Annotated in this window: 20 protein-coding genes and 6 pseudogenes; 15 read left to right on the top strand and 11 right to left on the bottom strand. The window is 43.9% G+C overall.

Features of this window, described 5'->3' with window-relative positions; all coding sequences use genetic code 11:
- Window positions 1-15: 15 nt before the first annotated feature.
- The 4 genes and pseudogenes from TT11_RS03495 to hutI all read left to right on the top strand — a co-directional run bounded on the left by TT11_RS03495 (window position 16) and on the right by hutI (window position 5,595).
- A complete protein-coding gene (locus tag TT11_RS03495; RefSeq protein ID WP_261869091.1) occupies window positions 16-1,380 on the top strand; it encodes a YjiH family protein in 1,365 nt (454 codons plus the stop codon).
- Between the two features lie 276 nt (window positions 1,381-1,656).
- Window positions 1,657-3,167 (top strand): annotated as a pseudogene (gene hutH / locus TT11_RS03490) (histidine ammonia-lyase).
- Between the two features lie 23 nt (window positions 3,168-3,190).
- Window positions 3,191-4,233 (top strand): annotated as a pseudogene (gene hutG / locus TT11_RS03485) (formimidoylglutamase).
- Window positions 4,234-4,311: 78 nt separating this feature from the next.
- Entirely contained in the window at window positions 4,312-5,595 is a 1,284-nt protein-coding gene (gene hutI, locus TT11_RS03480; RefSeq protein WP_261869109.1) for an imidazolonepropionase, read from the top strand.
- Between the two features lie 114 nt (window positions 5,596-5,709).
- Here hutI and gdhA read toward each other — a convergent pair.
- Window positions 5,710-7,058 (bottom strand): annotated as a pseudogene (gene gdhA / locus TT11_RS03475) (NADP-specific glutamate dehydrogenase).
- Between the two features lie 627 nt (window positions 7,059-7,685).
- Here gdhA and TT11_RS03470 point away from each other — a divergent pair.
- The 7 genes from TT11_RS03470 to TT11_RS03440 all read left to right on the top strand — a co-directional run bounded on the left by TT11_RS03470 (window position 7,686) and on the right by TT11_RS03440 (window position 12,071).
- Window positions 7,686-7,934: a roadblock/LC7 domain-containing protein gene (locus tag TT11_RS03470; protein ID WP_261869090.1), complete on the top strand. Its 249-nt coding sequence runs from the start codon at window positions 7,686-7,688 to the stop codon at window positions 7,932-7,934.
- 289 nt (window positions 7,935-8,223) lie between these two features.
- Entirely contained in the window at window positions 8,224-8,718 is a 495-nt protein-coding gene (locus tag TT11_RS03465) for a PAS domain-containing protein (protein ID WP_101205202.1), read from the top strand.
- A gap of 3 nt (window positions 8,719-8,721) precedes the next feature.
- A complete protein-coding gene (locus tag TT11_RS03460) occupies window positions 8,722-9,471 on the top strand; it encodes a phosphate/phosphite/phosphonate ABC transporter substrate-binding protein (RefSeq protein WP_261869089.1) in 750 nt (249 codons plus the stop codon).
- A gap of 123 nt (window positions 9,472-9,594) precedes the next feature.
- Window positions 9,595-10,104: a hypothetical protein gene (locus tag TT11_RS03455; protein WP_261869088.1), complete on the top strand. Its 510-nt coding sequence runs from the start codon at window positions 9,595-9,597 to the stop codon at window positions 10,102-10,104.
- On the top strand, window positions 10,080-10,205 hold the full coding sequence (locus tag TT11_RS03450; RefSeq protein ID WP_261869087.1) for a hypothetical protein: 126 nt from the start codon (window positions 10,080-10,082) through the stop codon (window positions 10,203-10,205). The genes TT11_RS03455 and TT11_RS03450 overlap by 25 nt, the downstream gene beginning before the upstream one ends.
- Before the next feature lie 154 nt (window positions 10,206-10,359).
- Window positions 10,360-10,974: a hypothetical protein gene (locus tag TT11_RS03445; RefSeq protein ID WP_165598498.1), complete on the top strand. Its 615-nt coding sequence runs from the start codon at window positions 10,360-10,362 to the stop codon at window positions 10,972-10,974.
- A 416-nt stretch (window positions 10,975-11,390) separates the two neighbouring features.
- Entirely contained in the window at window positions 11,391-12,071 is a 681-nt protein-coding gene (locus TT11_RS03440; protein WP_165598497.1) for a methyltransferase, read from the top strand.
- Between the two features lie 19 nt (window positions 12,072-12,090).
- Here TT11_RS03440 and TT11_RS03435 read toward each other — a convergent pair.
- From TT11_RS03435 to nfsB, 8 genes and pseudogenes are all read right to left on the bottom strand, one after another.
- Window positions 12,091-12,643 (bottom strand): annotated as a pseudogene (locus TT11_RS03435) (GNAT family N-acetyltransferase).
- Window positions 12,644-12,714: 71 nt separating this feature from the next.
- Window positions 12,715-13,455: a nucleotidyltransferase family protein gene (locus TT11_RS03430; protein WP_261869086.1), complete on the bottom strand. Its 741-nt coding sequence runs from the start codon at window positions 13,453-13,455 to the stop codon at window positions 12,715-12,717.
- A complete protein-coding gene (locus TT11_RS03425; RefSeq protein WP_261869085.1) occupies window positions 13,452-14,801 on the bottom strand; it encodes an XdhC family protein in 1,350 nt (449 codons plus the stop codon). The genes TT11_RS03430 and TT11_RS03425 overlap by 4 nt, the downstream gene beginning before the upstream one ends.
- Window positions 14,802-14,912: 111 nt before the next feature.
- A complete protein-coding gene (locus TT11_RS03420; RefSeq protein WP_261869084.1) occupies window positions 14,913-17,300 on the bottom strand; it encodes a xanthine dehydrogenase family protein molybdopterin-binding subunit in 2,388 nt (795 codons plus the stop codon).
- Window positions 17,301-17,354: 54 nt separating this feature from the next.
- Complete coding sequence (locus TT11_RS03415; RefSeq protein WP_261869083.1) at window positions 17,355-18,347, bottom strand: xanthine dehydrogenase family protein subunit M; 993 nt, start codon at window positions 18,345-18,347, stop codon at window positions 17,355-17,357.
- On the bottom strand, window positions 18,344-18,865 hold the full coding sequence (locus TT11_RS03410; RefSeq protein WP_261869082.1) for a 2Fe-2S iron-sulfur cluster-binding protein: 522 nt from the start codon (window positions 18,863-18,865) through the stop codon (window positions 18,344-18,346). Before TT11_RS03410 ends, TT11_RS03415 begins: the two co-directional genes overlap by 4 nt.
- Window positions 18,855-19,016, bottom strand: a complete 162-nt coding sequence (locus TT11_RS03405) for a hypothetical protein (protein WP_261869081.1) — start codon at window positions 19,014-19,016, stop codon at window positions 18,855-18,857. The genes TT11_RS03410 and TT11_RS03405 overlap by 11 nt, the downstream gene beginning before the upstream one ends.
- 337 nt (window positions 19,017-19,353) lie before the next feature.
- Window positions 19,354-19,989, bottom strand: a pseudogene (nfsB, locus tag TT11_RS03400) (oxygen-insensitive NAD(P)H nitroreductase).
- 412 nt (window positions 19,990-20,401) lie between these two features.
- Here nfsB and TT11_RS03395 point away from each other — a divergent pair.
- Entirely contained in the window at window positions 20,402-21,055 is a 654-nt protein-coding gene (locus TT11_RS03395) for a DsbA family protein (RefSeq protein WP_057761286.1), read from the top strand.
- A gap of 44 nt (window positions 21,056-21,099) precedes the next feature.
- Entirely contained in the window at window positions 21,100-21,795 is a 696-nt protein-coding gene (locus tag TT11_RS03390) for a haloacid dehalogenase type II (RefSeq protein ID WP_261869080.1), read from the top strand.
- A gap of 110 nt (window positions 21,796-21,905) precedes the next feature.
- On the opposite strand, the gene TT11_RS03385 is transcribed toward TT11_RS03390, so the two are convergent.
- Window positions 21,906-23,036: an S-(hydroxymethyl)glutathione dehydrogenase/class III alcohol dehydrogenase gene (locus TT11_RS03385; protein ID WP_102093853.1), complete on the bottom strand. Its 1,131-nt coding sequence runs from the start codon at window positions 23,034-23,036 to the stop codon at window positions 21,906-21,908.
- A 464-nt stretch (window positions 23,037-23,500) separates the two neighbouring features.
- Here TT11_RS03385 and TT11_RS03380 point away from each other — a divergent pair, with 464 nt between their 5' ends.
- Window positions 23,501-24,421: a LysR family transcriptional regulator gene (locus tag TT11_RS03380; RefSeq protein ID WP_261869079.1), complete on the top strand. Its 921-nt coding sequence runs from the start codon at window positions 23,501-23,503 to the stop codon at window positions 24,419-24,421.
- Window positions 24,422-24,532: 111 nt separating this feature from the next.
- A complete protein-coding gene (locus TT11_RS03375; RefSeq protein ID WP_261869078.1) occupies window positions 24,533-24,907 on the top strand; it encodes a DUF302 domain-containing protein in 375 nt (124 codons plus the stop codon).
- Window positions 24,908-25,144: 237 nt separating this feature from the next.
- On the opposite strand, the pseudogene TT11_RS03370 reads toward TT11_RS03375, so the two are convergent.
- A pseudogene (locus tag TT11_RS03370) lies at window positions 25,145-25,433 on the bottom strand (DUF4031 domain-containing protein).
- Between the last annotated feature and the right edge of the window lie 14 nt (window positions 25,434-25,447).

Raw genomic sequence — 25,447 nt, 5'->3', positions numbered from 1 at the left:
ATCAAGGAGGATAATATGATTGAACAAGACACCACCTCTGATCTGCATGATGACCATGCAACGACATCGTCAAAAAAACTGCTATCAAAGCCTGTGGCACTGATACAGCTGATTGTCTTTAGTGCTATCGGTCTAGTGATGTTCTTTGTGCCGTTTACCATTGGTGAAAAAAGCACGATATTGTTCGATCATGGCGCGACCTACTTAGTGACGCAGCAGCATACCTTGTCCGTTACGCTATTGTTTTTACTCATGCTCTATGGAGTGAGTAAGCCATTTATCGACGGCTCATGGCGCAAAAATATCACCCATATGATTATGACGACTTTCAAGATCATCGGTCTGATGTTGGCAGTGATGTATGTGGCTGACATAGCGCCTACCTTTATGATGGAAAAGGACATGCTGCCGTTTCTGTTTGAAAAACTGGCCTTACCAGTCGGAATGATTGTACCGCTTGGGGCACTAATATTGGCCTTCTTGGTTGGCTTTGGCTTATTAGAAATGGTTGGTGTGCTCATGCAGCCGATTATGAAACCTATTTGGAAAACCCCAGGTTCATCAGCGATTGATGCTGTAGCTTCCTTTGTCGGTAGCTACTCCATTGGCTTACTCATCACCAATCGTGTGTACTTGCAAAAGCAATATTCAGCGCGTGAAGCCATTATCATTGCGACCGGGTTTTCGACTGTATCAGCGGCGTTTATGGTTATTGTTGCCAAAACGCTTGGGATCATGGAATTTTGGAATATGTTCTTTTGGTCTACGCTAGTGATTACCTTTATTGTTACTGCGATTACTGCTCGTATTCCGCCTATCAGGCTCTTTGATGATAGCGTTGAACGTCCCGCTTTAGACCATAAAGGTGGTACACGGCTAGCAGCTGCGTTTGATTTAGGTTTATCCACTTCGCGCCGTGCCACTGACCTCAAACAAATCTTGTGGTCTAATTTTCGTGACGGTCTAACGATGGCAGCCGCTATTGTGCCTTCTATCATAGCTGTTGGCTTAACAGGATTACTGTTAGCAAAATATACACCCGTTTTCGATGCCTTGGGCTTGCTTCTCTATCCATTTACATGGCTTGGCGGCTTACCAGAACCGCTCGTCGCTGCCAAAGGCATGTCAGCGGGATTGGCTGAGATGTTCCTGCCAGCATTACTACTAAGTGAGGCAGATATTCTGACACGCTATGTCGCAGGGGTCATCTCCATCAGCAGCGTGCTGTTCTTCTCAGCCATGATTCCGTGTGTGCTTGCGACCGAGATTCCTGTCTCCGTTGGTAAGATGGTCATTATTTGGTTCGAGCGTGTGGTACTTAGTATTTTATTGGCTGCAGCATTCGGGCATCTGGCTATGTACCTCAATTGGATTGGCTAAAAAATTCAAACTCAATAATAGATATTTTGCTGATTAAAAACCTTTCAACAACTTCATTTTAATAAAGATACGCATTAAAAATAATATAACCCATATAGTCGATGCAATTTAAAAGTAGTACAAGGCAACCGAGTGTAGATGTATATGTACTACTTCAAGTGAGGTTAACGCTATAATACCTTTATAGTGGAATGACTATATGACTTACAATACTAGGATTACCCCTATGAACAATATCAAACAACTAACCTACATCCTCGCCAGCTTAGCTTTGAGATGCTACGTGATATCTACGAGCAGCCTGTCATATTGACACTACCTGAGAGCGCTTATGAGGCGATAGATGCCTCGCACGAAGATGTACGTACCATCATTGCGCGAGACAAAAGCGCTTATGGTATCAACACTGGTTTTGGCCTACTTGCTAAGACACGTATCAGTGATGATCAGCTTGAGCTACTTCAGCGTAACCTGATCGTTTCTCACTCAGTGGGCACGGGTGAAGCTCTCCCTGCAGGCGTGGTACGACTGATTATGGTGATGAAAATTGCCAGTCTGGCGCAAGGCGTCTCTGGTGTACGCCGCGAGGTAGTAGATAGTTTACTTGGTTTAATCAACAATCAAATCACACCCAATATCCCAGCCAAAGGTTCAGTTGGCGCATCTGGTGACTTAGCGCCATTATCACATATGACGCTTGCGATGATGGGTGAAGGTGATGTGTTTGTCGCTGGTAAAAAAGTGCCTGCAGCAAACGCGCTAGCCCAGCATGGACTTGAGCCAATTACTCTTGCAGCTAAAGAAGGCCTTGCACTGATCAACGGTACGCAAGTCTCAACCGCGCTAGCATTACGTGGTTATTTCTTGGCGCGTGATTTACTTGAGACTGCGACCATCGTCGGCTCGATGTCGATTGATGCGGCAAAAGGCTCGGACTCACCATTTGATGCTCGTATTCATGAAGTACGTGGTCATCATGGTCAAATAGAAATCGCCAAAGCACATCGTCAGCTAATCAAAGGAAGTGCTATTCGTGCCTCACACGATGGCGAGCAAGACGATAGAGTGCAAGACCCTTACTGCCTACGCTGTCAGCCTCAGGTCATGGGTGCCTGCCTTGATATCATCAACCAAGCAGGGAAAACTCTGCTAATAGAATCTAATGCAGTAACTGACAACCCACTTATCTTTAATAACGAAGATGGGCCAGTTGCTATATCAGGTGGTAACTTCCATGCTGAGCCTGTCGCCTTTGCCGCCGATATTTTGGCCTTGGCAATCGCTGAGATTGGCTCGATGTCTGAGCGCCGTGTGGCCTTGCTAATCGATGCGACGCTATCAGGTGCTTACCGCCATTCTTGGTTGATAACGCTGGGGTAAACTCAGGATTTATGATTGCTCATGTGACCGCCGCAGCACTGGCTTCAGAAAACAAATCTATCGCCCACCCTGGTAGCGTCGATAGTATCCCGACCTCTGCCAACCAAGAAGACCATGTCTCAATGGCAACTTATTGCGCACGTCGCCTATACGAGATGGCGCAAAACACTGCCACCATTATTGGTATTGAACTTCTGGCCGCTGGTCAAGGCATCGACTTCCATCGCGGACTAGATACGTCAGAGCCGCTGACTGTGGCACATCAGAAACTACGTGAAAAAGTGACTTTCTATGACAAAGATCGCTATCTAGCCCCTGATATCGAAGCAGCTAAGCAGTTGGTATTAGATGGTACGCTTGCTGAACATTGGCAGTCACTACGCAGCGATTGGTATGAGTCTAAATAAATATTGATGTGCGGAGAGCAGCGATGACAATAGTGAGAACAGCAGCAACGACTACAAGCATCAGCCATACACCTGCTGATATAACCCAGTGGACAGGACGTGCAGAGCCATTTGAGACTGCACATGCCCGCTATTGGTATCAGCTTGCTCAGCCTTACGAGGATCAAAGTATTGGGCTAATTGGCTTTGCCTGTGATCAAGGCGTCAGACGCAATCAAGGCCGCGTAGGTGCTAGAGCTGCCCCGCCATTGATTCGTCGAGCTTTTGCTACGTTGCCAGTCATCGCTGATTTACAACAACGTTTGATGGTCAACTATCAACCTTATTGGGTGATGCTGGCGACATTTATTGTAATGATAATGATGGCTTTGCCGACAGCTCTCTTGAGCAAGCTCAGCTCAAATATGCTGATGCAGTGAGTACTATTGTCAAGCAAGGTGGTTTGCCCATCGGACTTGGTGGCGGTCATGCCATCGCTTATGGTAGCTTTTTAGGATTATGGCAGGCTCTAGAAAGTCAAAAAAATGCAGATGTCACGCCTACTATCGGGATTATTAATTTTGATGCTCATCTTGATATTCGTCAGTCTGATGTAGCGACTTCTGGGACACCATTTCGCCAGATTGCCGAGCATCTTGACTCATACGATCAGCCTTTTCACTATTGCTGTATTGGCGTCAGTCGATTCTCTAATACGGCGGCGCTTTTCGATCGTGCCGAGCAATTGGGCGTACAGGTCATCAGTGATGAAGAGTGTCATTATCAGCCTTGGGATACACTTGCTGAGCGGGTCAAAAGCTTTATCAATCAGGTTGATATCATATATTTAACCATCGATATGGACTGCTTGCCATCTAGTGTCGTGCCGGGTGTAAGCGCACCTGCCGCTTACGGCATTGAACTAGGTTTTGTTGAGCGCATGGTCAAAACCATCATGGCATCAGGCAAAGTAAAAATGGCAGACATTGCTGAGATTAACCCTACCTTTGATATTGACAGTCGTAGCTGCAAAGTCGCTGCTCGCTTACTAGCGACTATTGTAGAGCAGTACTTACTTAGCGCTTAAACACATTAGCCTCCCAATAATTAGGAGCATATTATGAATGAATCAAATAATTCCGTATTGAAAAACTCTACAGAACAGATGCTAGATGAGTCTACTATGACATCATTTGACCACGTCATTATTAACGCCAATATCGCCACTTTTTCAGCGCACTATGGTTTTAATATTTATGAAAACGAAGATGCTGATAGCATCCCATATGGTCAATTGCATAATGCGGCTATCGGTATTAAAAACGGCAAAATCGCTTGGGTTGGGGCACATGACCAAATCTCTACTCATCTGCCTCATTATCAAGAGAACCAAGTCACAGATGTAGATGGTAAATGGATAACCCCAGGGCTTATCGATTGTCATACGCATATCGTTTATGGTGGCAACCGCAGCAATGAATTTGAAGCGCGTTTGCAAGGCGTTAGTTATCAAGATATTGCTGCACAAGGCGGCGGTATTGTCGCGACGGTCAGTGCTACCCGCGCTGCCAGTATTGAATCGCTATTTGCCCAAAGTGAAAAACGCTTAGTCGCACTTATGAAAGAAGGCGTTACCAGTATCGAAATCAAGTCTGGTTACGGCTTGGACTTGGACACTGAACGCAAAATGCTTACGGTCGCTCGCCAACTGGGTGAAAAATACGACATCCATGTAAGTACCACGTATTTGGCGGCTCATGCCTTGCCACCTGAGTATAAAAATCGTGCAGATGACTATATTGAGCAAGTCTGCGAGTGGCTACCCATTCTGCATGCAGAGGGCTTGGTCGATGCAGTCGATGGGTTTTGTGAAAACATCGCCTTTAGCACAGAGCAAATCAGACGAGTGTTTGAATTGGCTAGCTCATTAAATCTACCAGTCAAACTGCACTCTGAACAGCTATCCGATATAGGTGGTAGTGCCTTAGTTGCTGAATATAAAGGACTATCGAGCGATCATCTAGAGCACTTGTCAGAAGAAGACATCAAAAAAATGGCGGCTAGCAATACCGTTGCCGTGATATTACCAGGGGCGTTTTATACGTTACGTGACACTAAGTTGCCACCGACTGAAGCTTTGCGCAAGCATCACGTCCCTATGGCAATTTCAACTGATTGTAACCCCGGCACCTCACCGTTGACGTCGCTGTTATTGACGATGAATATGGGCTGTACGCTATTTTACTTAACCACTGAAGAGGTTTTGGCAGGAGTTACTGTTCACGCAGCACAAGCATTGGGTCTACCTAATAAAGGAAAAATAGAAGTCGGCTGTGATGCCGATTTAGCGCTATGGAATATCGCTCGTCCTGCTGACTTGGCCTATCAGATGGGGCTAAATCCCATCCAAGGCATCATGGTTCAAGGACAATGGCGCGACACAATATAATCAATCTACCTTTGTTTATCTCAATTAAAAAGCCCCAACCATTCAATGATTGGGGCTTTGCTATTTGTCCATATTAACCAACCACTAAGGCTTGTTTACCACTTATAAGTAAGACTAGTTCAAAATACCAAAAGCGACCAACGCATCAGCCACACGTTTGAAACCAACCATATTGGCACCAGCCATATAGTCGACATAACCATTGTCAGTTTGACCATATTGTTCTGAAGCATTCGCAGCACTGTCGTGGATATCTTTCATAATAACTTTTAGACGCTCATCGACTTGCTCAAAGGTTTGATATTGACGGACAGAGTTTTGCGACATTTCAAGCGCAGATACTGCTACCCCGCCCGCATTAGCAGCTTTACCAGGTGCATAATGAACACGGTGCAAACGGATATAATCAATTGCTTCCGCAGTGAGCGGCATATTAGCGCCTTCCACCACATACTTCACGCCATTTTCGACCAATAATTTGGCATCAGCTTCATTGACTTCATTTTGAGTAGCGCATGGAATCGCAATATCAGCTTCAAACTGCCACGGTTTCTGTTTGGCAAGCCACTCGCCACCATAAACATCAATATACTCTGCTAAAGGCTTGTTTTGCTGCTTTTGTTTTTTTGAGCCAATCAATTTTTTTCTTGATTGAGGCCATTTTCATCATGCAACGTCCCTTGTGAATCAGAGACAGTTATTGCCATACCACCTAGCGCATTCACTTTTTCGGCAGCATGCAATGAGACATTACCCGCCCCTGATATCAGCACCCTTTTGCCTTGAAGCGTATCGTTCTGAGCGATGAGCATGTTTTCTAGGAAGTAGACTGCACCGTAGCCAGTCGCCTCTGTACGCATCAAGCTGCCACCAAAGCCCACGCCTTTGCCAGTGATAACCCCTGTTGATTCACGCGTTAAATTCTTATACATCGCAAACATATAGCTAACTTCTCGACCACCGACGCCGATGTCACCAGCAGGCACATCCATGTCTTTGCTCACGTAATGATGTAGCTCACGCATAAAGGCATAGCAAAAACGACGAATCTCGCTGTCCGTTTTACCTTTAGGATCAAAATCTGACCCACCTTTACCGCCGCCAATCGGTAAGCCAGTTAAGGCATTTTTAAAAATCTGCTCAAAGCCTAAGAACTTCAATACGGATTGATTGACAGTAGGATGGAATCTAAGACCGCCTTTGTAAGGGCCTAGAGCATTGCAAAACTGCACACGCCAACCACGATTGACTTGTACCACGCCTTGATCATCTTCCCAATTGATACGAAAGCCAAATACCCGATCAGGCTCTACCAAACGCTCGAATACCTTTAACGTACTATATTCAGGATGCGCATCGTATAAAGGTTGAATCGTAATTGCCACCTCTTTTACTGCTTGAATGAATTCGGGCTGATGGGCATAACGTGCTTCGACTTTTTGGATGGCTTCACTGATGCTCATGTATTTCTTCCTTAGGATAAAACTGGTGATAGTAATTATTTACATCGACGCTACAACATATTGAATAAACGAAAGGGCTATAAACGTTGATGTAAGACTGAAATCGCCCCTATACAAGATTATGTATAGAGACTGATAGGATCAAAAAAAGCTGACTCAATTTGTATTTTTATAACGCATTTAGAAGTGTCAACATTTATCCCTCATGACTGTATATCATTTTTGAGACTTATAAGTCTAGTAAATATCTTCATCATAAGAATCTATAAGCGATTTTTATTAGCTAAATTTCAGCGGCTCCATTTGATAGCAATGATGGACATTAATCTATAGTTACAAAGAATATCTCTATTCAAAAAAAATACCAAGGATCTTGCTAGGTCTTCAACCGCTCATCGACTAGACATAATAAAAAAACCACCATTTTCCTCGAAAAAAATAAAGATAAAGGGTAATGATTTGATGACAAAAGGCATAAAAGTCCAAAAAAATTTACTTTTAATTGGGCAAATGTATATCAATATTATTAGGAAGGAATTATAATACCTTTCTTTAAACAAGGATATTTTTGACTAACTTCATTAGTTCATAAATAAAAAAACCAATCACCAGTACAGAGAAAGCGATATGCGTACAGATTCATTTCAGCAGATATTGGAAGACTTAAACAGTTCATCAGCAGATGTTGAAGCATCTGCGCTAATCTCTAACGATGGTCTTATGATTGCTTCAGCTCTACCAACCGGCGTGGATGAAGATCGTGTGGGTGCTATGTCAGCAGCATTATTATCATTAGGTGATCGAGCAGGTCGCGAGTTGGCACGCGGTAGTATCGATCGTATTATGATTCAAGCGAGAAAGGCTACGTCATCATGACTTCATCAGGCGATGAAGCCGTACTCACCATCATGCAAAGCCCAATGCCAAGCTTGGCTTGATATTCTTAGATATCAAACGTGCCTCAGAAGCCCTTGCAAAGCTCATTTGATTGGCGACTGCTTATCGAATTTATTAGCTTTTTAATCACTATAAACATAGTCGATTCAATATAATTTGGATGCAAGGAAGTCAAGTGAAAGTACTACAAGTAGTAGACTAAGCAAGGCTGACACCGTATCCAATTTATGCAGGATTGACTACATAACGACCAATGAAGGAGATGACCATGGGTTCTCCAATCCCTGATGCACACAAACCCGATATGCCTGCTGAGCAAATCACGATGACTTATCATGATGGCACGTCACGGACTGTCTATGATACTGGTATAGAGCGCCCCTACCCAGATGGCAAACTGATTGTCTCGCGTACCAATCTCGACGGTATCATCACTCACGTCAACGACGCCTTTGTCGAAATCAGTGGCTATCATGTAGATGAATTGATTGGCCAACAGCACTATATTTTGCGTCATCCTGATATGCCAAAAGCTGCCTATAAAGACTTATGGAGTACTGCCGAGTCTGGACAAAAATGGCATGGCTATGTCAAAAACTTATGCAAAGACGGCAGTCATTATTGGGTCTATGCCACTGTGGTGCCTAACGTGCGTCGCGGTGAAACCGTCGGCTACACCTCGGTACGACGCAAACCATCACGCAGCAAAATTGAAGCGGCGATGACTCAATATGCCCAAATGAAACAAGATGAGGAAGGCTAACTCATGACGACACACAATATGTTAATCGCCCCTGATTTTTCGCCTGATCGCTTTGCAGGCTGGCACATGTTCAACACCTTGATTCAAAAACGTGCCAACTTAAACATGCATCTCAATATCCCTACCTCTCACGCTGAGCAAGAGCAGGTCATTAGTGCCGGTGACACTCAAATCATTTATGCCAACCCTTTTGATGCAGCCACTCTCATCCGCGAGCAAGGCTATCGAGCCATTGCCCGACCTATCGGTAAATCTGACGAGATGATCATTGCAGCCGCTGCCAATAGCACTATCAGCCGTTTGGAAGACATTCAAGCAGGGGCTACTGTCGCGATGGCCGACAACCGAGATGTCAAACTGATTGGCTTGCGCTTGCTAGAAGCCGTCGATATAGAAGCGTCTGATCTCAACTGGGATGTGACCGAGACCTATCAAGCGGCTGCCCGAAAAGTCATTAAAGGTGAAGCCCAAGTCGCGTTCTTTTTGGCAGAGATATTTCATAGCTTTTCACGCTTGACCAAGACTCAGCTGTCGGTACTTATCGAAAGTGACTTGGCTGATATCAGTCATGTACTCCTTGTTAAAGAAGACTTTCCCGATGCACAAATCTTTCTAGAGGCCATTCTCAATTTGCACAACGATGCAGATGGTAAAGAGGCCTTGGCTGAGCTTGGCATGCCTCAAGGATTTGAGCCAATGAGCGAAGAAGATGCCGAATTTATGATTGATTTAATGCAGACATTATTGGATTAGTCGCTCAATCATTGTATTGATATCAAGCGCTATTTCTCTGGATTACATTATCGCTTGTCGTATGACATCATATCACTGAAGCAAGCACCGTTGTAATGATAGCAATGACAGGAGGGTATTATTATGTCTGATTCAGACCTGATCAAAGAAAATGAAAGAGTCGCGCACCGAGTATTTCGGTTTTACTCTCGTAAAGTGTTTTTAGCACCCAACAACCGTCACTTTCATGAGCAGCGTATCAACGCAGCTTTGTTATTGACGGAGAAAGAACCGCTACAGGGTGCAGTGGCAGACTTTTTTTATGGTTGCTGGTTTGATATCCCATACGATGTAAACAACCTATTTACCCGTATCAAAGATCGTTTATATCCTCATGTCCAGCAAGGCTTTCGCGAGTGCATTGATAAAAAAAGATACATCCAGCGCAATAGTATGTTGGCCACTCGTTGGAGTGTGCTGATATCTCCTTCTCTCAATGAGCAAAAGCAACGGCTGCGTATCAGCAGCGACGATGCCCGAGAAATCGCTAAAGACATCACTACTGAGCTGATGCAAGCGCGTGAGGACGAAGACTGGGGTACGATCGAGCAAATCGAAAATGAGTTTTTTTGCCCATTGTACTGCGCGCAATGATCGTCTCGCATTTTCACTGGTATGGTTTCGCTTGGGTAGAAGTGATTGGCAGTTCGATGCGCGCTGGGACAACTGCCAACAACATCTCGATCAAACTATAGTCAAATCCATATAAATCCGCTACATCATTATCCTCGCTAAGCATACTAATGTATAACTTACGCTCGATTTCCTTGTATCGAAATTATTTGAACTCAACGATATGAAAGCTTAATTTGTCACTTATTAATCACTTTTATCATAATGGTAGTTACTATGTCTTCTTACTTAAATGCTGATAAAACCTATCTCACCCTGACGCCAGCTGGTATTTTTGAGGCGTTTTCACAGAACGAACCAACTGATGAGCAGTTGGCATTACAGGATTTGCTGTCTTATGATCAGACGTTGCTCGCTGCTGACTGGCTTCAGCGATATTCTGAACAATGGCTACAGAGCTTTATAGAACAAGGTTGGATTGAAAAGCTGTCGCTACTTTTACCAGCACCTAACTTACCATTGGACCAGTTCTTGCCTTATGTCGTGGCGAGCTTATCTGGTAAACGCCGTGCCGCGATCGGCTCTGATGAAGGGTTTTGTTTGGCACGAGTGGGCTATAGTCAAGAAGAGGCGGACATGCTCAGTGTTGCCGCCGCTGATTTTTCAGGCTTTATGCTTCGCCAAAAGCAACGTGGATGGGCGGTAGAAAGCCAAGCCATCTCGTTCTTTCAGCAGGTCGACCTACTCATTCCTGAGACCAGCTTTGTGTTTTTATGGATAGATAATGCAGGCTACGTTCTCATCATCGATGGCGAACCTTTGACCAACAGTCGTGCCTTTGTCGAGTTAGTATGGGCACTTAAAACGTCTGGATTGAGATTTCTTAATTAAGGAGGTTTCTTAACTGATTTAACTCGCTTAATTCATTCCACTGTATCGACTGATTTGATGCCTAATCTCAATCTTTTACGCGAGCATAAGCAGTGCGCTTAGCTCAAATTAAGCGCACTGCTTATGCTTATACGAAAATGTTCGTACCATTCTTATCTATATCACTCTCTGATATCAGCCAATTCTACGCAGCAATAACAATACTCTCAGAATTAACAATAACTTGTCAGAATTTAGGTCATACTCTCCTCATACTTAAGTATTTTCTTGCCACGACTTAAGTGGCCACAAATCTCTAATCATTCAAATATCTACACAGCTTCCAATATTTTAATTATCTTTCCCAACGTTGTACCCTACCGAAATCGGCAACCCCTGCCAAACCTTGCATTCTTGCTTATTTTTTAGGACAGTTTATGACTTCGCTGACCACTGTGCGCGTGCGTTATCAAACGATTGAAATTGGCAATACCGACATTCATATTTGTACTTTGCGTGACAATCAACAATTTAGCGACCCTGACGATGAAGCGTTAAACCTTGGCATCTGCTCTGCTTCTTGGCCGATGTTTGGGGTGATATGGCCGTCAAGCTTGGTGCTGGCCAATCATATGCTCGATTACGATATTGCAGGCAAACGTATTTTGGAAGTTGGCTGCGGTATGGCGCTCTCTAGTCTGCTATTGAATCATAGACATGCGGACATCACAGCGACTGACTATCATCCAACGGTTGAGTATTTCCTTGATAGGAATACCACGCTGAATAATAACAAAGAGATTAATTTTGAGCGTTTAGATTGGGCAGAAGACAATAGCCATCTTGGTAAATTTGATATGATTATCGGCAGTGACTTGCTATATGAAGACCAACACATTGATATATTGGCTGAGTTCATTGACCGTCATGCTATGCCGACTTGCGAGGTCATCGTGGTCGATCCTGGTCGCGGTCGCAAGAACAAGCTAACCAATAAGATGACTGAATTTGGCTTTAGTAGTAAGCATGTCAAACCTGAAAATACTACTTATCTAGACTTACCATTTAAAGGGCATATTTTGACGTTTTCGCGAGATAATAGTAGCCAAACAGAGTAAAAGCCAGCCGTCAATGCAATTAAGTAAGCACAGTATCATGCCACTGATGCCGAGTTATTTTATAAAGCACATGCTCAGCAAGTCGATGAGTAGACTCAAGCATAGGATGAAAAAAATCCTCCTGTGTATTTGTCATACCAAGGCGCTCCATAACTAGTTGTGAGCGCTTATTGATAACGGCAGTAAAGGCAACGACTTCCTCAATCTCTAGCTCAACAAAGGCAAAATCCAGAGATGCTCGGGCAGCTTCAGTTGCATAACCTTGTCCCCAATAGTCATTATGTAAGCGCCAAGCAATCTCGACAGCAGGAGAAAACGGCATATCGGCATGCGCATGATTTAACCCAACCATACCGATAAAAGTATCTGTTTCTTTTAGACTGACCGCCCAAAAACCCCAACCATTATCATCAATCAGCGACTGGCATTTTTTTGGCGATAGCATTACTCATCGAAGTAGTTAATAACTTAGGAAAGTATTCCATTACTTTAGAATCAGCATTCATCTCAGCGAATGGCGCAAAGTCGCTCGCTTGCCACTGTCTGAGATACAGTCGTTCGGTTTCTATCATATTTATAATTTTATTCTCTCGCATTTCGTTGTTCAAAATGAATACTATTCAAATAAATTAAATTAATCAGGTTAGCTATCAAGCCAGCCTTGTTGTTTGGCAAATGCTAGCTGCTCGGGCGTATCAATATCGTAGCTAAGTTGGTCATTATCGACCTCACCTATTTGATCAGCGGGCAACCCTCTAATGAGGTGACGAAGCCCTTTATCTCCTATCAATTCTGACTGCCACTGTCTAAGCAATTTATAGTTAATTGCTAAAGGTAGACCTATGATATCAGATACCTTTTCAGCTTGATTTTGATGTGTTTCTAAACGTTGCCAATTGTGATAGCGACTGGCCACTACCGTCTGCTTACCCGCTAGCAAAGCCGTTAAATGTGGCTTATCTAACAATACTTGATCGACTCCCATGATAAGCACTCGTTCGATTAAAGTCGATTCAAAAGCAACAATTGTCTCAATACCCAAACGTAAACTATGTGCCATACCAGTATCAGCTTGTGAGTTCACCACTATTTGAACCGTTGGATATTGATTGGCCAACTCTGTAATCGCACTAGCAATCAAATGATGATTATCAGGAATGACGACGACGATGGCTTGCGGATTGGTCGTTATTGCCAGTCGTGTCATATAAATAATCAATGGCTCGCCATTCTTAACGAGTAGCTGCTTGGGTTGACCAAGACGCTGACTGAGGCCACTTGCTAAGATAATGACCGCATGATTTTGACTCTGCTGTTCAGTACTTTCTGTATGTTCAGTACTTTCTGTATGTTCAGCATCTTCTGTAAATGCACGCTTACTCATACGCCACTCTGGACAGTATTGGCATCCGTATCACTACTCACCGCTGGGATATTTGAAAAATTACTGTGTGAACCATTTATTGGAGCTTTTTGATCATGCATGACTGCATTAATCTCTGCCATAATGCCAAGCGCGAGTGCGTCAGGGCCATCTCCACCCAGCTTATAACCAATCGGATAATGTAATTTATGAGTGCCCGCTTCTAACATAGCAGGATTGCTAAGATTCATGCTGACTTCATTAATCAAGCGTTCGGTACGATAGCGCGGCCCTAATTGTCCTAAGTATTTATAATTGTCTGAATGCTTAAGCAGTATTGCTAAGCGAGCGCGATCTTGACTCAAGCTGTGTGACATCAAAGCAACTGCTGCGTTGTTACTAAGCTCAAGCAAAGTCTCACTGTCACCTAAAGATAGCGACATCACAACATCCGCTTGAGGAAACCGCATACGAGTTGCATATTGCGCGCGACTGTCTATAACTGTCACATGCCAGTCTTGTAGCTTGGCCATGGTCACCAGTGGCATCACGTCGTTACCTGCCCCGCAAATCAATAGACGCAATTGTGGTTGCAGGCGTTGCACGAGCCACTCTGTTGTTACCTTGCCGTTTTCCACCGTCACATATTCGGCATTTTTATCAGACAGCTTATATTCTGCTAACTCTTCTACGGTATTGGCAAGTATGCTTGAAAACGTTGTTTTCCCTTGTGCAGAAATACTTCCCAAGTTGCGATGTTCATCTAAATTAATCCGCATCCCGATTTGCAATTTATCACTGTTTTGCGTTATAGAATCTTGATGCTGATAGTCATTAACACGAATTAGAGTCGCTACAGTAATCGGCTGCTGAGTACGTCGAACATTACGGATTGTCTCTAGCAATGGCGTTGCTGTCGTTAGTCGCTCAAATAATACATGCACTCGCCCATTACAGCCCAGTCCGAAATTTAGCTCATCAAAATCCGCTTCATTTAAACCGTCATCTAAGCCGCTATTTAAGTCGTTATCTAAATCGCTATCTAGCTCATCATATATATCAGAGTTAGTTCGCTTCACGCTTGCTTGCGCTTGGCAATCGTCAGCATAGTGAATGTCATCACCCGTCTGATAAACTTGCACATTGGCACCGTTACGAGTAAGCCAAAAGGCACGTTTGATGATGTGCGGCTCCAAGCAACCACCACTAATCATCCCAACTGAGCGACCATCCTCACAGATGAGCATCATCGCGCCAGCACGGCGATATGCTGAGCCTTCAGTACGTACGACCGTTGCCAATACAGCATCAATACCCTGTTGCTTAGCTTTGATTGCCAGCTTAAGAATGTCAGCGACCTGATTCATAACGCCTCTTATTTGGTAGTTATTTTCTTGATAATGACGAAATATACTGCTGATTGAGTTATAAAAACCCGCTCATTAAGCGGGTTCCTGTCGTACATATGGCTTAAAAATTTACTCTGGCATCTCATAAAGCAATTTATCAAGCGTAATCGGAAAATCATAAACACGTACGCCGACGGCATTGTAGACAGCGTTAGCAATCGCAGCGGCAGCACCGGCAATAGCCGTCTCACCAATACCTTTGATATGCATCGGGTTGGTATAAGGATCATCCTCTTCGACCAATATCACATCTAACTGCGGTACATCAGCATTGACTGGCACATGATACTCAGCGAGGTCATGGTTACATAGGCGACCGTCACGTTTATCGTGGATAACTTCCTCCATTAACGCTGAACCAATACCGAATACCATGCCGCCATAGCATTGCGAAGTTGCTGTTTTGTGGTTAAGAATACGACCTGCAGCAAATGCACCCGTCATACGTTTCACTCGAATCTCGCCCGTGACTTTATGCACGGCTACTTCAGCGAAGTTCGCACCGAAAGAGGACTGACGATATTTCTTGCCATTTTCACCTGGCTTTATCTGACCTTTGGCACTGACTTTTTGTTCCTCATAATCCGCCAACACGTCAGCAAGCGCATATGATTGTATATTGTCAAAATCATATTTCTCTGATTCTGACTTTTCTTCTAATACATTCTCTGAAAATGAAACTCCGGTCATTTCAGATATTTTATCAATAGTACTATCAGCAAACGCTTGACCGTTCTCTTTAGCTGCTTCTACCGTTGTTAAATCGTGCTTACCTACTTGCTTAATTTGACCATTATCTAGCTGAATCGTATCAGGGTATAGACCGACTTTTGCTGCTAGCATCTCACGCAACTGCTCACAAGCGAGATAGACACCACTACCTGCACTCGCCGCTCCCCAACTACCACCTGAACCTGATGCAGGCGGCAAGGCACTATCACCTAATTTCATCTCGATATGGTCAATAGGTAGTCCTAATAAATCTGCAGCCACCTGAGAAAACACCGTATAAGACCCTGTACCGATATCCGTCATATCTGTCTCAATGACCGCTTTGACACCGAGCGCTTTTGACTTATCGATTTGCAGTGTTGCTCGCGCTTCAGAAGACTGTAATTGGTTACCACGGGCAGCCGCCGCCATGCCTGTACCTATCCACCAGTCACCTTCTAATTGACTGGCAGGCTTGGGATTATGCTTATCCCAACCAAACTGTTCAGCGCCCTTCTCCATACAAGCGACTAGCTGACGGGTGGAGAAAGGAATCTCTTCGGTAGGGTCCTCTTCAGGCTCATTACGGCGGCGCAGCTCGATTGGATCAATGTCCAGCTGTGAGGCTAGCTCGTCCATGGCACATTCAACCGCAATCAAACCCACCGCCTCACCCGGCGCACGCATCGAGCCTGATAATACTTGATTCATATCTACCATCTGATAATGTACACGGCGGTTTTCACCACGGTATAGATAATGGGTAGATAATGCCGTCGGCTCAAAAAAAGCTTCTCCTGGCAAATTACTGGTCGTAGTATCATGAATAAATGTGTTGATAATACCTTCTTTATTACAACCAATAGCGATACGCTGACGCGTGTTTGAGCGTCTGACCGTTGCTTCCATCACTTGTGAACGCGTCATCGTGATTAGCACAGGACGACCCAGATCTTTCGCAGCAATCGCCGCTGCAATAGATTCAGGAGCAATACCGAGCTTACTACCGAACCCACCACCCACATAGTGTGCGATCAGTTGTACTTGATCTTTATTTAGGTCCAGAGCATCCATGACTTGCTGTTTGCAAGAAGCGATCATCTGATTGGAAGTATACAGAACGAGCTTATCGCCTTCCCAATGAGCCAACGTTGTATGGGGCTCCATCGGAGAGTTGCTTTGACTTGGGGTATGATAAAAGCGATCAACGGTCACTGCCGCATCAGCTAAGCCTTGGTCTGGATCGCCTTGGACATTATTTTTATCAGAGCCTTTTTCTTCATCTACCGCATGTGCGTTAGAGAGCTCTTGTGTAAAGTTCAGTGCCGCTTGGTCAGTCTCATCCTTATAAGTCACTTTCAGCGCTTTAGCGCCTTCTCTTGCCGCCTCAAAAGTCTCAGCAACCACGACAGCAATAGGCTGACCATGATAAAAAATCTCGCTAACCCCTTGCTTGGGTGCTTTAGTTTTTGTCCCTTGTTGAGAGTTACGCAAAAAGTGCTCAGGATCGGTCACGACTTTAATAATATTAGGAATGCCTTTTAGAGAGTCACTGTCGATACTCTCAACTTGACCTTTAGCAATGGTCGCGCCTACCAATACACCATAGGCTTGATTGTCCAAGTATATTTCGGCACTGTATTTCGCTTGACCGCTAACCTTTAGAGAACCATCAACACGGTTGATTGGCTTACCGACTAGCTTGCTTGCCGTTGTGCTAAACAAAGACTCAACAGGTTCATCCATGGTCAGTTTTTTTGGTTGGTTCTGACTGGGTGATTGATTCTAATAGTGCCATGATTATGCTCCCTCGCCCGCTAGTGCGCGCTGAATGACTTGTTTTAGTAGGCGACGCGTCAACGGTATCTTAAAGTCGTTTTGACCATTACCTTTGGCATCATTCAATAACAGATCGGCAGCTTGCGCGATAACGTCACTATTGCCATCAGTATCCGTCAACAGTGCCTCCACCGCTTCGTTACGCCATGGCTCAGTACCGATACCACCAAATGCCAATCGCACCGTTTTCAGATTACCGTTATCATCAGCGTCTATCACTGCGGCACAGGACACGAGCGCAAACGCATATGAGGCGCGATCTCGCACTTTGTCATAAGTATGCATACCTTTGACAGGTGCAGGTAATACAACGTGAGTAATCAGCTCACCTGCCTCTAATACGTTTTCAATATGCGGCGTGTCTTTTGGTAAGCAATAAAAATCCTTCACATTGATAGAACGAGTCGATCCATCCGCTTTAACTGTCTCGATAGTGGCATCAAGCAAGCGCATTGCTACCGCCATATCAGATGGATGCTGAGCAATACAGGCATCGCTCGTGCCCAAAATAGCTAGCGTACGGTTCTCGCCATTGATAGCTGGACAACCTGTGCCCGGTTCACGCTTGTTGCATACGCTATCTGTCTGGTAAAAATAATAACAACGTGTGCGCTGTAAGAAATTACCGCCAGTCGTTGCTTTATTACGCAGCTGTCCAGTCGCCCCTGCCAAAATCGCTCGGGATAATACTGGGTAATTTGCAATAACTTCAGGATGCGCCGCCAAATCACTATTGGTCACAAGTGTGCCAATACGCAGACCACCGTCGGCAGTGGTTTCAACTTGCTCTAATTCTAAACGGGTAATATCGACCAATTTGATTGGCGTCTCAATCTCTAGCTTCATTAAGTCTAATAAGTTGGTACCACCTGCGATAAAAGACGCCTCTTTGGTACTGGCAGATATTGCCGCTTGCTCTGGTGCATCAGCACGACTATATTCAAAAAGTTTCACGAGCGGCCTCCTGTTGTAGCAGTTGCTGTCTTGTTATTCGCTGAGGTCTTACCAAGTTGCGCCTCGCTCGGTGGCGGTGACCAGATACCTGTCACGCTTGAGTTTTGCACTACGTTGTCTGTTGTTTGAATACTAGACTCTAGTACTTGGCTCTCTGAAACCTGACTCTCAAGCACTTGTAAAATGGCTTTGATAATATTTGGATAAGCTGAGCAGCGGCAGATGTTACCGCTCATACGCTCAGCAATTTCTTGTACAAGGCGACCATCAGGATTTTGCAAATCTGTGCTTACATGGCTTGGCCAATTTTGCTTTACCTCCTCTATCAATGCGGTGGCTGAACAAATCTGACCTGGCGTGCAATATCCGCACTGAAAAGCATCATTGTCTTTGAACGCTTGCTGCAATGCCGATAATGACTCTGGCATTCCAATGCCTTCAATCGTTGTAATCTCATCACCATCATGCATAACGGCGAGTGTCAGACAAGAATTAACCCGTCGTCCATTAATGAGCATGGTACATGCCCCGCATTGACCGTGGTCGCAGCCTTTTTTTGGGTCCAGTAATTTGTAAATGCTGACGACAGACGTCGAGCAGTGTCGTACGAGCGTCAAGATTTTCAAGCTGATAATCTTGCTTATTGATTGTTAAGGTCAAAGTAGACATGCTGGCTTCTCGCTGGCAGATGAATATAATAAAATGGTGAAATACGCTTCAAAATGACAGCGTCAATAAATTTATTATGACGTATGAAAAAAAGTTGTTTTGTTTTTACTTTGTAGGGATTGCAGTGTAGTTTCTAATCTGCGATAGTGTCGAAATGTTAGCGCTGCTAATAGGTGGTATGTTTTTTGTCCTCAGTTTTTAACGTTATTTCAAAGAAAATCTGGCTAAAAAAAAGCCCCATAAACAGTTAGTTTATGAGGCTCTTAGATAGACTTTTTACGTATAATATTTAGTAGATCTGTCTACCAAAAATGTTCTTTGCTTAGATAATAACTGGCTAGGCTTTCGTGATAATCGTTTCTTCATCAAAACGTGATTTTGGCAGCTCAGCGTTAAAGTCATCTTTACTACGATAACCAAGTGATATGACTGCCACAGCGGTGTAGCCTTTACTACGTAAATCAAACTCTTCATCAAGTGCTTTCAAATCCGCCCCTTCCATCGGCACCGCATCAATACCTAAGGTTGCAGCCCCTAGTAGCAAAGCGCCCATATTGAGATACAATTGCTCTATCAACCAATGTGGCTCGTCCTTTTGCTCATAACGACGAATGTCCAAAAACATTTTACGCGTCTGATGCATTTGCTCTTTAAATTTTGGCTCTGCAAAAACGACCATCTGCATCTTCTTTTTCTAAGATGTCATCCAAAAACTCATCATCAGCATAGACACGGCTACAGAATACAATGACGTGCGAGGCACCTTTTACTTTGGCATCGTTGAACTCATACATGCCTCAGTGCCTTTAGCAATTCGGGCTTTACCAGCTTCATCATCAGCAATCACAAAATGCCAAGGCTGAATGTTGGTACTCGAAGGACTGAGGCGTAAAATATCTTTTAGACTTTGGAAATCTTCTGCTGAAATTTTCTTATTGGTATCAAATTCTTTAGTGCTGTAGCGCCAGTTCATCGCTTCGGTGATATTTTTCATCTGTGACTCCATTATTGATATTAACTTTTTATTCTTGCTTAGAATTTTTCTTCTTCGATTGCCATTTAACGAAGCCACTTTAAATAAAAAGCTATTTTATGACCATGCCTGCTTGGTTAAGTATTCGTAGGTTTTGTTATGACTGAGTCAGCGTATTGCAAAAACGCCTACTTTCTTATTAGTAATAGTTACAATTACGCTACCGAATTGGCGACGCCGACTGTGCAGACTACATTGTAATCACTTAGTCATTCTCTTAGTATGAACTGACTTGATATATGGTAACTAGTTATAGTTGTCTGATAACTAGGTATATCAGCTTGATTCCAACTGATATGCCTCTATCTACACATCTCGAATAAAACATACATAATAATACCCGCGAGGAAATATGAGCACATCAGAAAAACCACTCCGAATAGATATCGTCTCAGACGTCGTCTGCCCTTGGTGCGTTATCGGCTATCGTCAATTGGCAGCAGCGCTTGAGCAAACCAATACTGCCCACACTATCCACTGGCATCCGTTTGAGCTCAACCCAAACATGCCAAGCGAAGGTCAAAACCTACGTGAGCACATCATCGAGAAGTATGGCTCTACCAAGCAGGAGTCAGATGCTAGCCGAGTCAGAATGACTGAAGCTGGACAGGAAGTTGGCTTTGAGTTTAACTTCAATGATGACACACGTATGCACAACACCTTTAATTTGCATCAGCTGCTACATTTCGCTGATCAGCAAGGCCGCATGCATGAGCTAAAGCAAGCCTTGTTTGCCGCGCATTTCACCAATAACAGAGACATCTCAGATATTAATGTGCTTGCCGATATTGCAGCAGAGACTGGGCTTGATCGTAGTGAATCATTGGCAGTGTTAGAAGGTCAATTCTTTGCGAAAGAAGTACGAGCAGAAGAGCAGCATTGGCAACAGCAAGGCATCCAAAGTGTACCAGCGATTATCTTTAATGAGCGTCATCTGGTCAGCGGTGCTCAAGGGGTCGAAAACTACATCAGTATCTTAGAGCAATTGGCCAACATGACTGAGTAAACCACCTGACGTTATAAGAATGCCATTCTATAAAAGGATACTTTATGTCTTCTGAACGCTTTCCCTCGATTATTGTGTTCGACGTCAATGAGACATTGCTCGATATCGACACGCTAACGCCTTTATTCACCCGCGTCTTTGGCAAACAAAGAGTGCTAAGAGAATGGTTCGCTCAGCTAGTACTGTACTCACAAACTATGACCTTGTCCGGTCTCTATACGCCTTTTGGCGAGCTCGGCGTTGGTGCATTGCAAATGGTTGCTGATATCAGACAAGTGTCTTTGACAGACGCCGATATCAATGACTTCAAAGAAAGAATGAGTGCGTTACCTGCCCATTCTGATGCTGCGCCAGCACTGACTCGTTTGCGTGATGCAGGGTTTCGACTGGTCACGCTGACTAACTCAGCAAGCAGTGCGTCTCCAACGCCATTAGAAAAAGCAGGCCTCAGTCAGTACTTTGAGCAGCACTTTAGTATTGAGACTGTTGGCAAGTTCAAGCCAGCACCTGATACTTACCAATTGGTGGCTGATACGCTAGCTGTTGATACGTCAGACTTATGTCTTGTTGCCTGTCACCTCTGGGATACTATAGGCGCACAAGCGGCTGGTTGTCGCGGTGCATTTTTGACCCGTCCCTATAATGCAATACTAAACGCGCCCAATGTACCAGTTCCTGATTTAAACGCATCAGATTTATCGACATTAGCGGATCAAATCATTAGCAAAAAGAGTGCTTGATACATTTAGGGTCTGTTGAACATTAAAAAAGGCTGCCTCAATATCGAAGCAGCCTTTTTGTTTTTAATAAAGTATTTCTAAGACAATAACGTCGTTGCTGTCTTTGTTGATTACTCTGAGAAGTGTACAACCGTACGGATACTTTCGCCTTTGTGCATCAAGTCAAACGCTTCGTTGACGTCTTCTATCGGCATCGTATGAGTGATGAAGTCTTGTAAAGGAATCTCGCCTGCTAAATAACGCTCGACATAACCTGGTAGTTCTGTGCGACCTTTTACACCGCCAAATGCGGAACCTTTCCAGACTCGACCAGTCACTAACTGGAATGGACGGGTTGAGATTTCTTGTCCAGCGCCAGCCACACCGATGATGACCGACTCGCCCCAACCTTTATGGCAGCACTCTAGCGCTGAACGCATGACATCGACATTACCGATACATTCAAACGAATAATCAACACCGCCATCGGTTAGCTCAACGATCACTTCTTGAATTGGTTTGTCATAATCTTTCGGATTGATACAATCGGTTGCGCCTAGTTTTTTAGCTAACTCAAACTTGCTTTCATTGATATCGATGACAATGATACGGCTGGCTTTTGCCATCGCCGCACCGATGACTGCGGATAGTCCAATACCGCCCAGTCCAAAGATAGCAACGGTAGCGCCCTCTTCAACTTTTGCTGTATTCATGACCGCGCCCATGCCCGTGGTCACACCGCAACCAAGCAAGCAGACTTCTTCTAGTGGGGCCTCTTTATTGACTTTGGCTAGAGAAATCTCTGGTAGCACAGTATATTCAGAAAACGTTGAGCAACCCATATAATGATAGATAGGCTCGCCGTCTTTGTAAAAACGCGTCGTGCCATCTGGCATCAAGCCTTTACCTTGCGTCTCGCGTACTGCTGAGCAAAGATTGGTTTTGCCTGAGCGGCACATTTTACAAACGCCGCACTCTGCCGTGTATAACGGAATGACATGATCACCGACCTGAACGCTGGTCACGCCTTCGCCAACTTGCTCAACGATACCGCCGCCTTCATGACCTAGAATCGCAGGGAACACGCCTTCTGGGTCTTCACCAGATAAGGTAAAAGCATCTGTATGACAAACACCACTGGCAACGATTTTTACCAATACTTCACCTTTGCGTGGCAGCATGACGTCCACTTCTTCGATAGATAGTGGCTGCTTTGGACCCCACGCGATGGCGGCTTTTGATTTAATAAATTTATCGGACATAAGAATCTCTCTTTTTAATTGATTGTTATTTATGGGTGATAACATGACAGTTTCGCTATAAGCACAAACAATTCTAGGGCGTGTCTTCATTTCAAAAATGGTGATAAAAATGAGATAAATTGCCGTCAAACGAGGAAAATAGTGCCGATAATATCGGGATATTAACCAGCGATTTGACGATGTTTGGCAAAATTTAGCTATTTTTAGCCCATTTAGATAACTATCGAGTGAATTGAAGACACGCCCTAATAACTTGCTAACACACTTTATGGATTTTGGCGTTCACTATATCCACAGTTAAAACAAATAAAGATAGACTGAGCTTATCTTGCCTGCCCTCTATAGGCAAGCATCGATGACAGTAAAACACCATCTGTTTACATTGATACTAACCATTATATTTATTTCTGAGCGGATAACAATATGCTATATTTGCAAATATCTTTTACATATTGGTAATAATCATGCGCTGGGAAGGAATTAGTGAGTTTGTCTATGTCGCAGAATATGAGAGCTTTACACGTGGTGCAAAAGAGCTGGGGATCTCGACGGCACAAGTCAGCCGTCAGATCAGCGCGCTAGAGAAACGCTTAAATATAAAGCTACTATATCGAACCACACGCAAGGTCTCATTAACCGAAGAAGGCCGTGTATTCTATCAGCACTGCCGCAGTGTGCTCGATGGCTTGGATGCCGCTGAGCAAGCCGTAAGCAACTTACAATCAAAGCCTCAAGGCAGAATAAAACTAACAGCGCCCGTTACTTATGGTGAGCAGCAGTTATTACCACTGATCAATGATTTTATGATGCAGTATCACGATATCGAAGTGACTGCCTTTTTGAGTAATCAGAAAATCGACTTGATTGAAGGGGGTTATGATTTGGCCATTCGTATCGGCAAATTGCATGACTCGACGATGATGGCAAAGAAACTTAGCTTGCGTACTAACTTTGTCTGCGCTGCACCCTCTTATCTAAAAAAACACGGCATACCACACCATCTAAGTGATTTAAGTCAACATAACTGCCTATTGGGTACTCGTGACTACTGGCACTTTATAGATACTGCTAAAGTAAAAGAGAACAGTCATACTCATGGGAAGACGGATAACCAACAAACGAGCGTAGAAAGGAACCTGCGTGTCTCTGGTACGGTGCAATATAACAGCGGCTATAGTCTGGTCGATGCTGCACTAAAAGGGCTGGGTATCGTACAGCTGCCTGATTATTATGTGCAAAAGTACTTAGCGTCTGGCGAGTTAGTCAGTTTACTCGATGACTATAGAGAACCCGAAGAAAGCATTTGGGCCATTTATCCACATAACCGTCATTTATCACCAAAGATTAGACTGCTCGTAGATTATTTGGCAGAACATTTGGTTTAACGTTCTGTTAAGACGTATTGCAATCACAAACCTGATTACGCACAATGAATATTCGATGTTGCTCATTATAGTTAGGACTGACCATACTACAGATAACTTAAAGGTGTCATTATGATTAAAATCGTCTCTATCGCTGTACTAGCAGTAGCCGTTTCTTCTTGTGCCAGTATCGATACGCTGCTGAATAAAACCAATAGCACCGGTGCTATGACAGACACCATAACCTCTATCAATGCTGAAAAAGGCTTGGTAACTTTACAAAGCAATCACTCCGTCCAAGATACCGCAGACAAACTGGTCTCAGTGATCGAAAGCAAGGGTATGAAAGTATTTGCGCGAGTCGATCATCAGAAAAATGCACAGAGTGCCGACTTATCATTGAGACCAACGCAAGTCGTTATGTTTGGTAATCCTAAAGCAGGTACGCCATTAATGAACTGTGAGCAAACTGTTGCCATTGATTTACCGCAAAAAAATCTTAATTAGCGAAGATGCTGAGAAAAAAAGTATGGCTATCGTATAACGATCCTCAATACTTAAAAACCCGTCATAATATTAAAGGTTGTGACACCGAGATTGCCAATATTTCAAAAGCACTTAACGCGATCAGTACTGCAGCAACGGCAAAATAATGTGTTTGGTATAGTTGAATAAATATATATTCGAGTAAATAAGTGAAATATGGAGCGGAAGTGTTACTTATTTACTTGAAAAGCCCTCATATCAAGAATGACTAGATTGCTCTATCTGGTCATTCAACTCTACTTTTAATTTCTTTGCGCATTCGATAATCTTTTTTTCTATTGGCAGGAATAGCACCTTGTGCAATAGCGATTTCACGCATTTGAACCGTGATATCATAATGAGGATAGCTAGCGTTACGATGAAATAGGCGTGCATCCACATCAATAAATGCCGCAAAATCATGCAGCTCTTGCAAGCTATCCGCCAGCATATGGCACCACTTATGGCCTTTGAATTTTATCTGTACAAAATCTACATATATCGCCATATAACCGCCTCTCT

It is taken from the genome of Psychrobacter sp. JCM 18901 (assembly GCF_000586435.1).
In the GTDB taxonomy this organism is placed as follows: Bacteria; Pseudomonadota; Gammaproteobacteria; order Pseudomonadales; family Moraxellaceae; genus Psychrobacter.
Note: the sequence above shows the minus strand (reverse complement) of the source record. Positions and strands in the feature narration are given on the sequence as shown.

Excerpts from the sequence above, each read along its gene's own strand:
- TT11_RS03495 (WP_261869091.1), top strand. The coding sequence starts at position 16 with ATGATTGAACAAGACACCACCTCTGATCTGCATGATGACCATGCAACG.
- hutI (WP_261869109.1), top strand. The coding sequence starts at position 4,312 with ATGCTAGATGAGTCTACTATGACATCATTTGACCACGTCATTATTAAC.
- TT11_RS03470 (WP_261869090.1), top strand. The coding sequence starts at position 7,686 with ATGCGTACAGATTCATTTCAGCAGATATTGGAAGACTTAAACAGTTCA.
- TT11_RS03465 (WP_101205202.1), top strand. The coding sequence starts at position 8,224 with ATGGGTTCTCCAATCCCTGATGCACACAAACCCGATATGCCTGCTGAG.
- TT11_RS03460 (WP_261869089.1), top strand. The coding sequence starts at position 8,722 with ATGACGACACACAATATGTTAATCGCCCCTGATTTTTCGCCTGATCGC.
- TT11_RS03455 (WP_261869088.1), top strand. The coding sequence starts at position 9,595 with ATGTCTGATTCAGACCTGATCAAAGAAAATGAAAGAGTCGCGCACCGA.
- TT11_RS03445 (WP_165598498.1), top strand. The coding sequence starts at position 10,360 with ATGTCTTCTTACTTAAATGCTGATAAAACCTATCTCACCCTGACGCCA.
- TT11_RS03440 (WP_165598497.1), top strand. The coding sequence starts at position 11,391 with ATGACTTCGCTGACCACTGTGCGCGTGCGTTATCAAACGATTGAAATT.
- TT11_RS03430 (WP_261869086.1), bottom strand. The coding sequence starts at position 13,455 with ATGAGTAAGCGTGCATTTACAGAAGATGCTGAACATACAGAAAGTACT.
- TT11_RS03425 (WP_261869085.1), bottom strand. The coding sequence starts at position 14,801 with ATGAATCAGGTCGCTGACATTCTTAAGCTGGCAATCAAAGCTAAGCAA.
- TT11_RS03420 (WP_261869084.1), bottom strand. The coding sequence starts at position 17,300 with ATGGATGAACCTGTTGAGTCTTTGTTTAGCACAACGGCAAGCAAGCTA.
- TT11_RS03410 (WP_261869082.1), bottom strand. The coding sequence starts at position 18,865 with ATGCTCATTAATGGACGACGGGTTAATTCTTGTCTGACACTCGCCGTT.
- TT11_RS03405 (WP_261869081.1), bottom strand. The coding sequence starts at position 19,016 with ATGTCTACTTTGACCTTAACAATCAATAAGCAAGATTATCAGCTTGAA.
- TT11_RS03395 (WP_057761286.1), top strand. The coding sequence starts at position 20,402 with ATGAGCACATCAGAAAAACCACTCCGAATAGATATCGTCTCAGACGTC.
- TT11_RS03390 (WP_261869080.1), top strand. The coding sequence starts at position 21,100 with ATGTCTTCTGAACGCTTTCCCTCGATTATTGTGTTCGACGTCAATGAG.
- TT11_RS03385 (WP_102093853.1), bottom strand. The coding sequence starts at position 23,036 with ATGTCCGATAAATTTATTAAATCAAAAGCCGCCATCGCGTGGGGTCCA.
- TT11_RS03380 (WP_261869079.1), top strand. The coding sequence starts at position 23,501 with ATGCGCTGGGAAGGAATTAGTGAGTTTGTCTATGTCGCAGAATATGAG.
- TT11_RS03375 (WP_261869078.1), top strand. The coding sequence starts at position 24,533 with ATGATTAAAATCGTCTCTATCGCTGTACTAGCAGTAGCCGTTTCTTCT.